General features: G+C 73.7%; 14 protein-coding genes. 7 read left to right on the forward strand and 7 right to left on the reverse strand.

All coding sequences use genetic code 11. The features are described from left to right. Positions 1–7: 7 nt before the first annotated feature. The 4 genes from Nocox_RS10815 to Nocox_RS10830 are packed head-to-tail and all read right to left on the reverse strand — an operon-like array spanning position 8 to position 3,011. Positions 8–691 (reverse strand): urease accessory protein UreF, encoded by a 684-nt coding sequence (locus Nocox_RS10815; RefSeq protein ID WP_020541847.1) that lies wholly within the window; start codon positions 689–691, stop codon positions 8–10. A 7-nt stretch (positions 692–698) separates the two neighbouring features. Next, entirely contained in the window at positions 699–2,408 is a 1,710-nt protein-coding gene (locus tag Nocox_RS10820; protein WP_020541848.1) for an urease subunit alpha, read from the reverse strand. Then, positions 2,401–2,712: an urease subunit beta gene (locus Nocox_RS10825; protein ID WP_020541849.1), complete on the reverse strand. Its 312-nt coding sequence runs from the start codon at positions 2,710–2,712 to the stop codon at positions 2,401–2,403. Before Nocox_RS10825 ends, Nocox_RS10820 begins: the two co-directional genes overlap by 8 nt. Next, complete coding sequence (locus tag Nocox_RS10830; protein ID WP_020541850.1) at positions 2,709–3,011, reverse strand: urease subunit gamma; 303 nt, start codon at positions 3,009–3,011, stop codon at positions 2,709–2,711. The genes Nocox_RS10825 and Nocox_RS10830 overlap by 4 nt, the downstream gene beginning before the upstream one ends. Before the next feature lie 197 nt (positions 3,012–3,208). On the opposite strand from Nocox_RS10830, the gene urtA reads away from it, so the two are divergent. From urtA to urtE, 5 genes are read left to right on the forward strand one after another with little or no spacing between them, the layout of a single operon-like run. Beyond that, positions 3,209–4,414 (forward strand): urea ABC transporter substrate-binding protein, encoded by a 1,206-nt coding sequence (gene urtA / locus Nocox_RS10835; protein WP_020541851.1) that lies wholly within the window; start codon positions 3,209–3,211, stop codon positions 4,412–4,414. Then, positions 4,414–5,262 (forward strand): urea ABC transporter permease subunit UrtB, encoded by an 849-nt coding sequence (urtB, locus tag Nocox_RS10840; protein WP_026214056.1) that lies wholly within the window; start codon positions 4,414–4,416, stop codon positions 5,260–5,262. The genes urtA and urtB overlap by 1 nt, the downstream gene beginning before the upstream one ends. Next, positions 5,259–6,290: an urea ABC transporter permease subunit UrtC gene (gene urtC, locus Nocox_RS10845; RefSeq protein ID WP_020541853.1), complete on the forward strand. Its 1,032-nt coding sequence runs from the start codon at positions 5,259–5,261 to the stop codon at positions 6,288–6,290. The genes urtB and urtC overlap by 4 nt, the downstream gene beginning before the upstream one ends. After that, complete coding sequence (gene urtD / locus Nocox_RS10850) at positions 6,274–7,026, forward strand: urea ABC transporter ATP-binding protein UrtD (RefSeq protein ID WP_020541854.1); 753 nt, start codon at positions 6,274–6,276, stop codon at positions 7,024–7,026. Before urtC ends, urtD begins: the two co-directional genes overlap by 17 nt. Further along, positions 7,001–7,693 (forward strand): urea ABC transporter ATP-binding subunit UrtE, encoded by a 693-nt coding sequence (gene urtE / locus Nocox_RS10855; protein ID WP_033408410.1) that lies wholly within the window; start codon positions 7,001–7,003, stop codon positions 7,691–7,693. Before urtD ends, urtE begins: the two co-directional genes overlap by 26 nt. Before the next feature lie 32 nt (positions 7,694–7,725). Here the strand turns inward: urtE and Nocox_RS43665 are convergent, their stop codons facing one another. Both Nocox_RS43665 and Nocox_RS10865 read right to left on the reverse strand, forming a co-directional pair. Beyond that, complete coding sequence (locus Nocox_RS43665) at positions 7,726–10,299, reverse strand: AfsR/SARP family transcriptional regulator (RefSeq protein ID WP_020541856.1); 2,574 nt, start codon at positions 10,297–10,299, stop codon at positions 7,726–7,728. A 98-nt stretch (positions 10,300–10,397) separates the two neighbouring features. Beyond that, on the reverse strand, positions 10,398–11,084 hold the full coding sequence (locus tag Nocox_RS10865; protein ID WP_246649850.1) for a Mut7-C ubiquitin/RNAse domain-containing protein: 687 nt from the start codon (positions 11,082–11,084) through the stop codon (positions 10,398–10,400). A 74-nt stretch (positions 11,085–11,158) separates the two neighbouring features. On the opposite strand from Nocox_RS10865, the gene Nocox_RS10870 reads away from it, so the two are divergent. Further along, positions 11,159–12,067 carry a TAXI family TRAP transporter solute-binding subunit gene (locus Nocox_RS10870; protein WP_033408413.1) on the forward strand — a complete coding sequence of 303 codons (909 nt, stop codon included), beginning with the start codon at positions 11,159–11,161 and terminating at the stop codon, positions 12,065–12,067. A gap of 6 nt (positions 12,068–12,073) precedes the next feature. On the opposite strand, the gene Nocox_RS42935 is transcribed toward Nocox_RS10870, so the two are convergent. Continuing rightward, positions 12,074–12,214, reverse strand: a complete 141-nt coding sequence (locus Nocox_RS42935) for a hypothetical protein (RefSeq protein WP_246649851.1) — start codon at positions 12,212–12,214, stop codon at positions 12,074–12,076. Positions 12,215–12,265: 51 nt separating this feature from the next. Here Nocox_RS42935 and Nocox_RS42940 point away from each other — a divergent pair, with 51 nt between their 5' ends. Continuing rightward, positions 12,266–12,451 carry a hypothetical protein gene (locus Nocox_RS42940; RefSeq protein ID WP_246649941.1) on the forward strand — a complete coding sequence of 62 codons (186 nt, stop codon included), beginning with the start codon at positions 12,266–12,268 and terminating at the stop codon, positions 12,449–12,451. Positions 12,452–12,501 lie beyond the last annotated feature (50 nt).

The raw sequence follows: 12,501 nt of genomic DNA on the forward strand, positions 1-12,501 counted from the left end.
GTCCTTCCTAGGAGACGAACAGCCGGACCTCGGCCCTGGCGTGCTGCTCGGCCAGCAGGTCCAGGGCCGGGGCCGAGCACGCGGGCAACTCCGCCCAGGAGCCGGGCGAACGGGAGCCGGGCGGGCGGGAGCGCTCGGCCACCGCCGCGAGGTCGGGGCCGAGGCCGGCGAGCAGGGCGTGCACGGCGACCGGGTCCAGTCCGAGCAGCCGGACCGCCGCCGTGGCCGGGCCGCTGACCGCGTGGTACGCCGCCGCCAGCGCCGCCTCCCCTGCCGTGGCCCCGGCGGCGTGCGCGGCCACGCCGAGCGCGACCGGATGGTGCGGGCTCGGCGTCCGCCGCGCCAGCTCCTCCAGCGCCTCGGCCGGCCACACCCGGCGGGCGACCCGCAGCAGCAGGCGGCCCTGGGTGCGGGACGCCGCGCGCTGGGCGGGGGAGGCGGTGCGGGCGTCGGCCTCCTCGTCCAGCAGCTCCCACGCGGGACGCTCGTCCACGGCCGCGGCGCACGCGGCGGCGGCGAGGGCGGCGGCGAGCGCGCCCGCCGTGCGCAGGCGGCCCCGCAGGAACCGCTCCAGCGACGGCACGTCGTGCACCGCCCCCGACGCGATCGCCCGCTCGGCGCCGCCGGAGTGCGCGTGGCCGCCCGCCGGCAGGCGGGAGTCGGCGAGCATCAGCAGACCCGGGCTCAGCATGGCGTCATCAGAACAGGAAGTACCGCTGTGCCATGGGCAGGCGTACGGCCGGGGCGGGCTCGATCAGCTCGCCGTCGACGCGCACCTCGAACGTGTCGGCCGCCACCTCGATCCTGGGCAGGGCGTCGTTGAGCGGCATGGCGGCCTTGCCACGCCGGCGTACGTCGGCGACCGGCGCGAGCCGCCGCCGCACGTCGAGCCGGTCGGCGAGCCCCGACTCCAGTGCCGCCGGCGCCACGAAGTGCAGCGAGGTGGCCGCGGCGGTGACCGGCGAGGCGCCGAACATGGGCCGCGGCAGCACCGGCTGCGGCGTCGGGATGGAGGCGTTGGCGTCGCCCATCTGCGCCCAGGCGACCACGCCGCCCTTGAGCACGAGGTCCGGCTTGACGCCGAAGAACGCCGGGTCCCACAGGACGAGGTCGGCGAGCTTGCCGCGTTCGACGGAGCCGACCTCGCCGTCGAGGCCGTGGGCGACGGCCGGGCAGATGGTGTATTTGGCGACGTAGCGGCGGGCCCGCAGGTTGTCGGCGGGGCCGTCGCCGAGCGCGCCGCGGCGGGCCTTCATGACGTGCGCGGTCTGCCAGGTGCGGATGACGGTCTCGCCGATGCGGCCCATGGCCTGCGAGTCGGAGCCGATCATCGAGATCGCGCCCATGTCGTGCAGCACGTCCTCGGCGGCCATCGTGGTGGGCCGGATGCGCGACTCGGCGAAGGCGAGGTCCTCGGGGATCGACGGGTTGAGATGGTGGCAGACCATCAGCATGTCGAGGTGCTCGTCGAGCGTGTTGACGGTGTGCGGCCGGGTGGGGTTGGTGGAGGAGGGCAGCACGTTGGGGTAGGCGGCGACGCGGATGATGTCGGGGGCGTGGCCGCCGCCCGCGCCCTCGGTGTGGTAGGCGTGGATCACGCGGTCGCCGATGGCGTCGAGCGTGGACTCGACGAAGCCGGCCTCGTTCAGCGTGTCGGTGTGGATCGTCACCTGCACGCCGGTCGCGTCGGCCACCCTCAGGCAGGCGTCGATGGCGGCCGGGGTGGTGCCCCAGTCCTCGTGCAGCTTGAAGCCCGAGGCTCCGGCCCGCACCTGCTCCATCAGGCCCTCGCCGCTGACGGTGTTGCCCTTGCCGAGCAGCGCGAAGTTCAGCGGGTAGGCGTCGAGCGACTCCAGCATGCGGCCGAGGTACCAGGCGCCGGTCACGGTGGTGGCCTTGGTGCCGTCCACGGGGCCGGTGCCGCCGCCGACGACCGTGGTGACGCCGGACCCGATGGCCTCGCCGAGGAGCTGCGGGCAGATCAGGTGGACGTGCGAGTCGACGGCCCCGGCGGTCAGGATCTTGCCGTTGCCGGACAGGATCTCGGTGGACGGGCCGATGACGAGGTCGATGCCGTCCATGGTGTCGGGGTTGCCGGCCTTGCCGAGGCCGTGGATCCGGCCGTCGCGGATGCCGACGTCGGCCTTGACCACGCCCCAGTGGTCGAGGATGACCGCGCCGGTGATGACGAGGTCCATGGCGCCCTCGGCGCGGGTGGCGCGGGCCTGCCCCATGGACTCGCGGATGACCTTGCCGCCGCCGAACACGGCCTCGTCGCCGGCGCCCGCGGGGCCCATCGACAGGTCCTCGGTGACCTCGATGAACAGGTCGGTGTCGGCCAGCCGGACGCGGTCGCCGGTGGTGGGGCCGTAGAGGGCGGCGTAGCGGGCCCGGGAGAGGTCAGCCATCGAGCGGCCCCGCCCACTCCGGCCGCAGCCCGGGGACGATCCGGTCGCCGGCCAGCGGCACGAGCGTGACGTCGCGCTCGACGCCGGGCTCGAACCTGATCGCGGTGCCCGCGGGCACGTCCAGCCGCATCCCCCACGCCGCCTTCCTGTCGAACTCCAGCCCCGGGTTGACGGCGGCGAAGTGGTAGTGCGAGCCCACCTGGACCGGCCGGTCGGCCGTGTTGACCACGCGCAGCGTCACCCGTGGGCGCCCGGGGTTGAGCGGGTGGGAGCCGTCGGGGTGCGCGTACTCGCCGGGGATCACGGGATCGGCCTGTGCACGGTCACGAGCTTGGTGCCGTCGGGGAACGTGGCCTCGATCTGCACGCTCTCCAGCATCTCCGGCACGCCCTCCATGACGTCGGCGCGGGTCAGCACGGCGCGGCCGGTCTCCATGAGCTCGGCCACGGTGCGCCCGTCCCTGGCGCCCTCCATGAGGAACGAGGCGATGACGGCGGTGGCCTCGGGGTGGTTGAGCCGCAGGCCCCTGGCCTGGCGCTCGCGCGCCACCCCGGCGGCGACGTGGATGAGCAGCCGTTCCTGCTCGTGTGGGGTAAGCCGCATGGCCGGACCCTAGGAACCGGGGGTTTCGCCGCCGTTGCCGGGGGATGTCGTGTCTGTTTCGCGCTGCGGCGAAGGCGTACATGACGGGACATGTGCATTTGTGAAGATGCGGCAAAGGCGTATTAACGCCCGGGATCCACGCGCGAAACGCGCCGGGGTCACCTTTCTCGCAGAACCGTCGGCAGGAAGGAACCGCCGTGCGCATCTCCCGCCCGATTGTCTCAGCCGCCCTCGTCCTGGCCTTGGCGGCCTGCGGATCCGACGCCCAGCCGGCCGCGGAGCCCCAGGAGATCAAGGTCGGCCTCCTCCACTCGCTCAGCGGCACGATGGCGATCAGCGAGGTCACCGTACGCGACGCCGAACTGCTGGCCGTCGACGAGATCAACCGGGCGGGCGGGGTGCTCGGAAAGAAGCTCGTCCCCGTGGTCGAGGACGGGGCCTCCGACTGGCCCACCTTCGCCGAGAAGGCCACCAAGCTCATCAGGCAGGACAAGGTCGCCACCGTCTTCGGCGGCTGGACCTCCGCCAGCCGCAAGGCCATGCTCCCGGTCTTCGAGCGCTACAAGGCGCTGCTCTGGTATCCGGTGCAGTACGAGGGCCTGGAGAGCTCGCCGTACATCTTCTACACCGGCGCCACCACCAACCAGCAGATCATCCCCGGCCTCGACTACCTGAAGGAGCAGGGCAAGAAGAAGATCTTCCTGGTCGGCAGCGACTACGTCTTCCCGCGCACCGCCAACAAGATCATCAAGGCGTACGCGGCCGCCAACGGCATGGAGATCCTCGGCGAGGAGTACACCCCGCTCGGCCACACCGAGTACTCGACCCTCGTCAACAAGGTCGTCCAGGCCAGGCCGGACGTGGTGTTCAACACCCTCAACGGAGACAGCAACGTCGCCTTCTTCAAGCAGCTCAAGAGCGCCGGCGTGACCGCGGAGACGATGCCCGTGCTGTCGGTCAGCGTCGCCGAGGAGGAGGTCACCGGCATCGGCGTGGACAACATCGCCGGCCACCCGGTCGCCTGGAACTACTACCAGACCACCGAGACCCCGGCCAACGAGGCGTTCGTCAAGGCGTACAAGGCCAAGTACGGCGCCGCCAAGGTCACCTCCGACCCCATGGAGGCCGGCTACAACGCCGTCTACCTGTGGGCAGAGGCCGTCAGGAAGGCCGGCACCACCGAGGTCGAGGCGGTGAGGAAGGCCGCGCCCAGCATCTCCCTGGACCGCCCCGAAGGCAAGGTCACCATCGACGGCGACAACCAGCACACGTACAAGACCGCCCGCATCGGCATCATCCAGCCCGACGGGCTGATCAAGCAGGTGTGGGACTCCGGCGAGCCGATCAAGCCTGACCCGTACCTGAAGGCCTACCCGTGGGCGGCCGGGCTGGCGGCCTCCTGATGACGGCCGTCGTCAACCAGCTTCCCATCGGGCTGTCCATCGGGGCGGTGCTGCTGCTGGTCGCGCTCGGGCTGACGTTCACGTTCGGCCAGATGGGCGTGATCAACATGGCGCACGGAGAGTTCATCATGGCGGGCGCGTACACCGCGTTCCTGATCGGCGACCTTGTGCTCGCGCTCCCGGCGGCGTTCCTCGTCGCCGGGATCATGGGGCTGATCCTGGAGCGCGCGGCCGTCCGCCACTTCTACGGCCGGCCGCTGGACACGCTGCTGCTCACCTGGGGCGTCAGCCTGGTGCTGCAGCAGCTCGCCCGCGACCTGTTCGGCGCGCCGAACGTGCAGGTGCCCGCGCCCTCCTGGCTGGCCGGGGGCGTGGGCATCCTGCCCTACAACCGGCTGTTCATCATGGCGCTGGCCGTCGCCGGCGTGGTCGCGGTCTGGCTCTACCTCAACCGCACCGCGCTCGGCCGGCGCACGCAGGCGGTGGTGCAGAACCGGCGGCTGGCCGCGACCAGCGGGATCGACACCGGGCGGGTGGACATGCAGACGTTCTTCATCGGCTCGGGGCTGGCCGGGGTGGCCGGGGTGGCGCTCACCCTCATCGGGCCGGTCGGGCCGGGGCTCGGCACGTACTACATCGTGGACGCCTTCCTCGTCGTGGTCGCGGGCGGGCTCGGGCAGCTCCGAGGGGCGGTGCTCGCGGCGGCCGGGCTCGGCCTGCTCAACTCCTACGCCGAGTTCTGGTCGGACGCCTCGCTGGCGAAGGTGATCGTGTTCGCCGTGATCATCGCGTTCCTCCAGGTGCGCCCGCAGGGGATGTTCGTGCTCAGGTCGCGGGTGCTCACATGAGGGACCTGATCCGGCGCAACGTGCCGTTCGCCGTCGTCGCCGCGGTGGCGCTGGTCGCCGCGCCGCTGCTGCTGGAGCCGTTCCGGCTGGGCCTGCTGGCGAAGTACCTGTGCTACGCGATCGTCGCGCTCGGCATCGGGCTGGCGTGGGGCAAGGGCGGCATGCTCACCCTCGGCCAGGGCGTCTTCTTCGGGCTCGGCGGCTACGCGATGGCGATGTACCTCAAGCTCACCGAGGCCGGGCCCGGCGGGCTGCCGGACTTCATGGTGTGGAGCGGCGTGGAGGAGCTGCCGGCGCTGTGGGCGCCGTTCGCCAGCCCGGTCCTCGCGCTCGCGATGGCCGTGCTCGCGCCGGTGGCGCTCGCGGTGGTCCTCGGCACGCTGGTGTTCCGGCAGCGGGTGCGGGGGGCGTACTTCGCGATCCTCACCCAGGCGCTGGCCGCCGCCCTCGTCATCCTGCTGGTCGGGCAGCAGGGGCTGACCGGCGGCACGAACGGCATGACGAACTTCTTCGAGCTGTTCGGCCAGGACCTCGCCGAGGACTCCACGCAGCGCGGGCTCTACCTGGTGACGGCGGGCGTGCTCGGCGTCCTCTACCTGGCCACCCGGCAGCTCGTGAACAGCCGCTTCGGCCGGCTCCTGGTGGCGGTGCGGGACGGCGAGGACCGGGTGCGCTTCCTCGGCTACGACCCGGCCCTCGTCAAGACCGTCACCTTCGCGATCTCGGCCGGCATGGCGGGGCTGGCGGGCGCGCTGTTCGTGCCGGTCGTCGGCATCATCTCGCCCGCGCTGCTCGGCGTCGTGCCGTCGCTGGAGCTGGTGGTCGCGGTGGCGGTCGGCGGGCGGCACGCCCTGGCGGGGGCCGTGCTGGGCGCGGTCGTCATGGGCTACGCCAAGACCGCCTTCAGCGAGCGGTTCGCCGACGGCTGGCTCTATCTTCAGGGCGCGCTGTTCATCCTGGTCATGACCCTGGCGCCCAAGGGCATCGCCGGACTCCTCGGGAGGGTGCGCCGTGCTCGAACTGCGTGACGTGCGGGTGGAGTTCGACGGCTACCGGGCGCTCGACGGCGTGGACCTGACCGTCCCGGAAGGCGAGCTGCGCTTCCTCATCGGGCCGAACGGCGCGGGCAAGACCACGCTGATCGACGTGGTCACCGGGCTGACCCGGCCGGTCGCGGGCAGCGTGCGCTTCGCCGGCCACGACCTGGTGGGCCGCAAGGAGCACCAGATCGTCCGGCTCGGCGTCGGGCGCACGTTCCAGACCTCGGTGGTGTTCGAGGAGCTGACCGTCCTTGAGAACCTCGACCTGGCGGCCGGCTTCCGCCGCCCGCTCTGGTCGCTCGCCCGGCGGCGGCGCGGCGTCTCCGACGCCGTCGCCGAGGCCCTGGCCAGGACCGGCCTCGAAGAGCTCGCCGAACGTTCAGCGGGCGTTCTCTCGCACGGCCAGCGCCAGTGGCTGGAGATCGGGATGCTGCTGGCGCAGCGGCCCCGGCTGCTGCTGCTCGACGAGCCGGTGGCCGGCATGTCCGGCGACGAACGCGAGCGCACCGGCCGGCTGCTCACCGAGATCGCCGCGGACCACACGGTGATCGTGGTCGAGCACGACATGGAGTTCCTGCGGCGGCACGCGTCCACCGTGACCGTGCTGCACGAGGGCAAGGTGCTCGTGGAGGGGTCGGTGGAGCAGGTCAGCGCCGACCCGCGGGTGCAGGAGGTCTATCTCGGGAGGAGGCCGAGCGATGCTGCTGTCGGTGAACGGTCTTGAGTCGGGGTACGGACGGGCGCGCGTGCTGTTCGGGGTGTCGCTGGAGGTGGAGCCCGGCCGGCTCGTCTGCGTGATGGGCCGCAACGGCGTCGGCAAGACGACGCTGCTCAACACGGTCATGGGCGTGCTGCCCGCCACGGCCGGCACGGTCACCTTCGACGGCCGCGACGTGACCGGGCTGAAGCCGCACGAGCGGGTCAGGCTCGGCATGGGGTACGTCCCCCAGGGCCACCAGTGCTTCCCCCAGCTCTCCGTGCTCGGCAACCTGCTGGTCACCGTCGAGGCCGCCAAGCAGCCGAAGGAGGCCGTGGACGAGGCCCTGGACCTGTTCCCGGCGCTCAAGCCCATGCTCAGGCGGAGCGCCGGGCACCTGTCCGGCGGCCAGCAGCAGCAGCTCGCCATGGCCCGCGCCCTGGTCACCCGGCCCCGGATGCTCATCCTGGACGAGCCGACCGAGGGCATCCAGCCGTCGATCATCCTGGAGATCGAGGCGGCCATCGAGCGGCTGCACGCCGCCGGGCTGGCGGTGCTGCTCGTCGAGCAGTACCTGGACATCGCGCTGCGGCTCGCCGACCGGTTCCTCATCCTCGACGCCGGGCGGGTCGTCAGGACGGGGGACTCCGAGGAGCTGCGGCGCGACGACGTACGCAGGCTGCTGGCCGTGTAGGACGACCCACGGGCTGCCGGCGGTGCGGGGGCTCAGGCGGAGGGGCGGCCGAGGAGGGCGAGCAGGCTGCGGGCGTTCGCGGCGCCCCGGAGGTCGCCCGTCCGGTCGAAGATCTCCAGCGCCGCCCTGGCCAGCTCGCCCGCCCGCCCGGCCGCGCCCTCCGCCCGGCCCACCTGGGCGAGGGTCAGCAGGGCCTGGGCGTCGAGGAGCTGGTCGCCGAGGCGTACCGCGAGGCTTCTCGCCTGCTCGGCGGCGGTGCGGGCGTCCGGTTTGCGCCCCTGCGCCAGTCGCGCCGCCGACAGCTCCAGCAGGGTGTCGGCCTGCCGGTGCCGGTCGCCCAGCACGGCCAGCCGGCCCACGGCGGTGGTCAGCCGGTCGGCGGCCTCGTCCAGGCGTCCCGCGCGGCGCAGCACCATGCCGAGCGCCTGCTCGGCGTCGGCCGCGTCGCGCTGGTTCTCCGCCCGCGCCAGGCACGCCAGCAGCGTCCGCTCGGCCTCCTCCAGCCGGCCCAGCTCCAGGTGGACGCGGCCGAGCCGGCGCGTGGCGCGGGCGCTCTCCCTGGGCTGTCCCGCCAGCTTCGCCAGCGCCGCGATCAGCATTTCCTCCGCCCGCGCCCAGTCCCGCTCGGCCAGGTGCAGCTCGCCCAGGTCCAGCAGGACGAGCCCCTCACCGTCGCCGGAGCGCCGCGCCGACACCAGAGCGAGGGACGTGACGGCCCGCCAGTCGTCCAGGAAGCGCTGCCGCTCCAGATAGGGCGCCAGCAGGTGCGCGAGCCGCCAGCACGGCTCGTCCAGGCCGGCCGCGTGCAGGTCGGCCACCAGGCTCACCAGGAACCCCCGCTCGGCCGCCAGCCACTCCACCGACTCCCGGATGTCGCGGGTCGCCACGGTCGTCGCGGGATCGCCGGACACCAGGGAGAAGCGCGAGGCGCGGACCCGCTCCAGCACCACCTCCGCGAGCTTCGGCAGCACCCCCGGCACCGGCTGCTCGCGGGCGAACAGCCGGGTCAGGTCGTGCAGCCGGTAGCGGACCTGGCCCGCCACGTCCACGCCGTGCGTCTCCAGCAGCCCCGCGTCCACCAGCGCCTCGGCCTGGCCGCCCAGCAGCTCGGTCAGCCAGTCGGCGAAGTCGGGGGCCGACAGCGCGCCGAGGCCCCGCAGCGTCAGCCTGGCCGCCTCCGGCAGCCCGTCGAACCCGATCGCGAACACGCTGCGCACCGCCAGGTCGCCGACGTGCAGCCGGTCCAGCCGCTCGTGCTCGTCCTCCAGCAGGCGGACCAGGTAGCCGACGGTCCACTCCGGGCGGGCCGCGAGGCGCGAGCCCGCGATGCGCAGCGCGATCGGCAGGCCGCCGCAGAAGCGGGCCAGGTCGCGTAAGCCGTCGTCCGCGGCCCGGCCCGAGCTCCTGGCCAGCAGCTCCAGCGCCGCCCCGTCGTCCAGGACGCCGACCGGCAGCCGCCGCGCGCCCGGCAGCCCGCCGAGCGGGGAGCGGCTGGTCACCACCGTCGGGCAGGCGCTCAGCAGCGGCCGGACCTGCGCCTCGCCGGTCGCGTTGTCCAGCAGCACGAGAAGCTCACGGCTGGCCGTGTAGGCGCGGAACAGCCGCTCGCGCTGCTCCAGCCCGGCCGGGATGGCCTGGGCGGGACAGCCGAGCCAGCGCAGGAAGTCCTCCAGGACGGCGGCCGGGGCCGTGGTCTCGCGCAGGTCGGCGTAGAGGATGCCGTCGCCGAAACGCTCGCGGGCCCGCCAGGCCGCGTGCACGGCCAGCGCCGACTTGCCCGCCCCGGCCTGCCCGTGCACCACCACCAGCCCGCCGACCACCTCGCCCAGCAGGTCCTCGCGACCCGTGAAGTCGGCCACGTCGGGCGGCAGCAGCACCGGCGGGCCGGCCGACACGTGCAGCGACACGTCGTCGTGCAGCATGCGGTGGTAGAGGAGCTGCAGGTCGGGGTCCGGCTCGATCGCGTGCCCGCCGTCCAGCCGGTCGCGCAGCACCGCGTACGCGGCCAGCGCGTCCACCCGCCGCCCGCTCCGGTAGAGCGCCAGCATGTACTGGCCGCGGAAGCGCTGCCACAGCGGATGCCGCTTGGTGAGCTGACGCAGCTCCGCCAGCAGCTCGCGGTGCCGCCCGGCGTCCAGGTCGGCCTGGACCCGCCGCTCCAGGGCCAGCAGCCGCAGCTCCTCCAGCTCCTCGCGCAGCCGCCGCGTCTCCACCCACCGCTCGCCGTCGGGGTCCAGGTCCTCCAGCGCCTCGCCGCGCCACAGGCCCAGAGCCTCCTCGTACGCGCCCTCGCCCACGAGCAGCCGGAACCGGTCCACGTCGAGCCGGCCGTCGCCGAGGTGCAGCACGTACGCGCCGGAGACGGTCGCGATCGTGTCCTGGCCGATGAGCTTGCGCAGCTGCCCGACGTACCCGCGGATCAGCGAGTCGGAGCGCTCGCCGCCTTCGCGCGGCCACAGCAGCCTCCGCAGCCGCTCCGCGGTGAGCGGCCGGCCGGCGTTGAGCAGGAACATCGCCAGCAGATCCCGGTGCTTGGGCACGGCCGGGGTGCGGTCGGCGCCGTCGGCGTCCCGGACCTCCAGCGGCCCCATGATGCGGAACTCCACCGCCCTTCCTTATCAGGCCGCTGGAGCTCCGGCCACCCGGAGCGGGCGATCAGTCCGCCGTCAACCCGGCGTCGTGCCGTCAACCCGGCGTCGTGCCGTCAACCCGGCGTCGTGCCGCCGGCCCAGGAGAGGGCCGAGCGCACGATCTCCTCCAGCCGGCCGCTGTGGGCGCCCCGCCAGTAGACCTGGCCGCAGTCGCGGCAGCGGCCGTAGGCGTCGTAGCTGCGCCGCGTGCCCGACTCCAGCATCGGGGCGACCTCCCCCTTGTCGACCGGGTCCAGCTCGCCGTTGCAGGCCGTGCAGCGCGACCACGGGCGCAGGGGCGGCGAGAAGCGGCCGAGGAGGTCGCGCAACTGGTCGGCGGGGTCCGAGCCGCGGACGTACGCGCCGAGCCACAGCGCGCGGCGGCGCAGCAGGCCCCGGTCCTGGGTGAGCAGCACCCGGTGCTCCGCGTTGGCCTGCGCCACGAGCGCCGGGTCGTCCATGTCGTTGTGGTAGGCGGCGTCGAGGCCGAGCAGGCGCAGGCGGCGGGCCAGGGTGCCGAGATGCACGTCCAGCAGGAAACGGGCGTCCCCGGGCAGCGGCTGAGGGCGGGGCATGGCCGCGACCTCCGCCACGTCCCCGGGCGCGAGCTGGTAGGAGACGGGCACCAGGCGGCCGGACACGGTGAGCGGGCCCACCTCGGTCAGCGGGATGCCGGTCGACTCCACGTGATGGCCCAGGGTGGAGGTGCCGTCCGGCGTCACCTCGTGCCACTCCTGGCGGCGGCTCACGGGCAGGAACATCCTCAGCTCTGGGGCGATGCGCAGGCGAGCGGTGGTCACAAGGTCCATTCTGCTCCGCCGGATACCGTGAGTTCATGTCCATGACCCGCCGGTCGCTGCTCGCGCTGCCCCTGGCGGCGGCCGCCTGCTCGGGCGGCGGCCCGCCCGGGGCCGAGCTGCGGCTGGTCACGGGGCAGGCCGGCGGGGCGTACGGGCAGCTCGGCGACCGGCTCGCCGGGGAGCTGCGGCGGGACGGGCTCCGCGTACGGGTGCTGTCCACGGCGGCCAGCGTGCAGAACCTGACGATGATGGCCGACGGGCGGGCCGACGTCGGCTTCGCGCTGGCCGACACCGCCGACGACGCGATCCGGGTGCGCCGCCAGGCGGTCGCGGCGCTCGGGCGCGTCTACATGAACTACGTCCACCTCGTCGTGCCCGCCGGCTCCCCGATCGCCGACGCCGGCGGACTCGCCGGGCGCAGGGTCGCGATCGGGGCCGAGGGATCGGGCACCGCGGTCACCGCCACCCGCGTGCTCGCCGCCGCCCGGCTCGCCCGGCCGGCCGAGCCCGTACGGCTGGAGCTGGACGCGTCCATCGCGGCGCTGCGGGCCGGGGAGGTGGAGGCGTTCTTCTGGTCCGGCGGCGTGCCGACGCCCGCGCTTGAGGCGGCCGGACGTGAGATCCGGCTCGTGCCGCTGGAGGCCATGGTGACGGTGCTGCGGCGGGAGTTCGGGCCCGTGTACGAGCACGGCACCGTGCCCGCGGGGGCGTACGGGGCGGCGCGGCCGGTGGCCACCGTCGGGACGCCCAGCTACCTGATGTGCCGGGCCTCGCTGGGGGAGGACGTGGCGTACACGGTGGTCGAGACGGTTTTCCGGGCCCGCGACCGGCTCCAGGCCCCGTCGGCGCCTGGCGGGCTCCTCGACCCGCGGTACGCCATCGGCACCGGGGTGGTGCCGCTGCACCCGGGGGCGATCCGGTACTACCGCTCCGTCTACGGCTGAGGTCCTTCAGGGAGAAGGAGGGAAGCTGGGCTGAGGGGGTGGCGGGTTTGGTGGGTCAGGATGTGTAGGGCGTCGGTGGAGGTGCTCGGCGACGAGCGCGTGACCGGTGCGGTTCCAGGCGAGCACGTCGCCCCGCCGCCCGAGCACGATCGCCGGCGTCGTGTCCGCCAGGGACCGCAGGAGCGCGAGGACTCTCGGATGGGGCTCCTCCGGGGGCGGTTCCGAGAGGCCGGGCCGCGCGGGCTGCCGGGCGAGGTTGTGCAGGTGGACGGTTTCGACTGGGTCGAGCCGCAGCACCCGCGCGAGGGCGTCGAGCACCTGCTCCGAGGCGGTGTCCGCGTGCCCCTGCTCCAGGCGCGTGTATTGACGCGCTCGCCGGGCTGAAGCCCGACGATTCTGGCCTGTGCCACTGTCGTTCACGCGGCGGCACTTCC

This window comes from Nonomuraea coxensis DSM 45129, from assembly GCF_019397265.1.
GTDB classification, from domain to species: Bacteria; Actinomycetota; Actinomycetes; order Streptosporangiales; family Streptosporangiaceae; genus Nonomuraea; species Nonomuraea coxensis.

Coding starts and splice junctions, on each gene's coding strand:
- Nocox_RS10815 (WP_020541847.1), bottom strand. CDS start 691: ATGCTGAGCCCGGGTCTGCTGATGCTCGCCGACTCCCGCCTGCCGGCG.
- Nocox_RS10820 (WP_020541848.1), bottom strand. CDS start 2,408: ATGGCTGACCTCTCCCGGGCCCGCTACGCCGCCCTCTACGGCCCCACC.
- Nocox_RS10830 (WP_020541850.1), bottom strand. CDS start 3,011: ATGCGGCTTACCCCACACGAGCAGGAACGGCTGCTCATCCACGTCGCC.
- urtB (WP_026214056.1), top strand. CDS start 4,414: ATGACGGCCGTCGTCAACCAGCTTCCCATCGGGCTGTCCATCGGGGCG.
- urtC (WP_020541853.1), top strand. CDS start 5,259: ATGAGGGACCTGATCCGGCGCAACGTGCCGTTCGCCGTCGTCGCCGCG.
- urtE (WP_033408410.1), top strand. CDS start 7,001: ATGCTGCTGTCGGTGAACGGTCTTGAGTCGGGGTACGGACGGGCGCGC.
- Nocox_RS10865 (WP_246649850.1), bottom strand. CDS start 11,084: ATGTTCCTGCCCGTGAGCCGCCGCCAGGAGTGGCACGAGGTGACGCCG.
- Nocox_RS10870 (WP_033408413.1), top strand. CDS start 11,159: ATGTCCATGACCCGCCGGTCGCTGCTCGCGCTGCCCCTGGCGGCGGCC.
- Nocox_RS42940 (WP_246649941.1), top strand. CDS start 12,266: ATGGGGCTCCTCCGGGGGCGGTTCCGAGAGGCCGGGCCGCGCGGGCTG.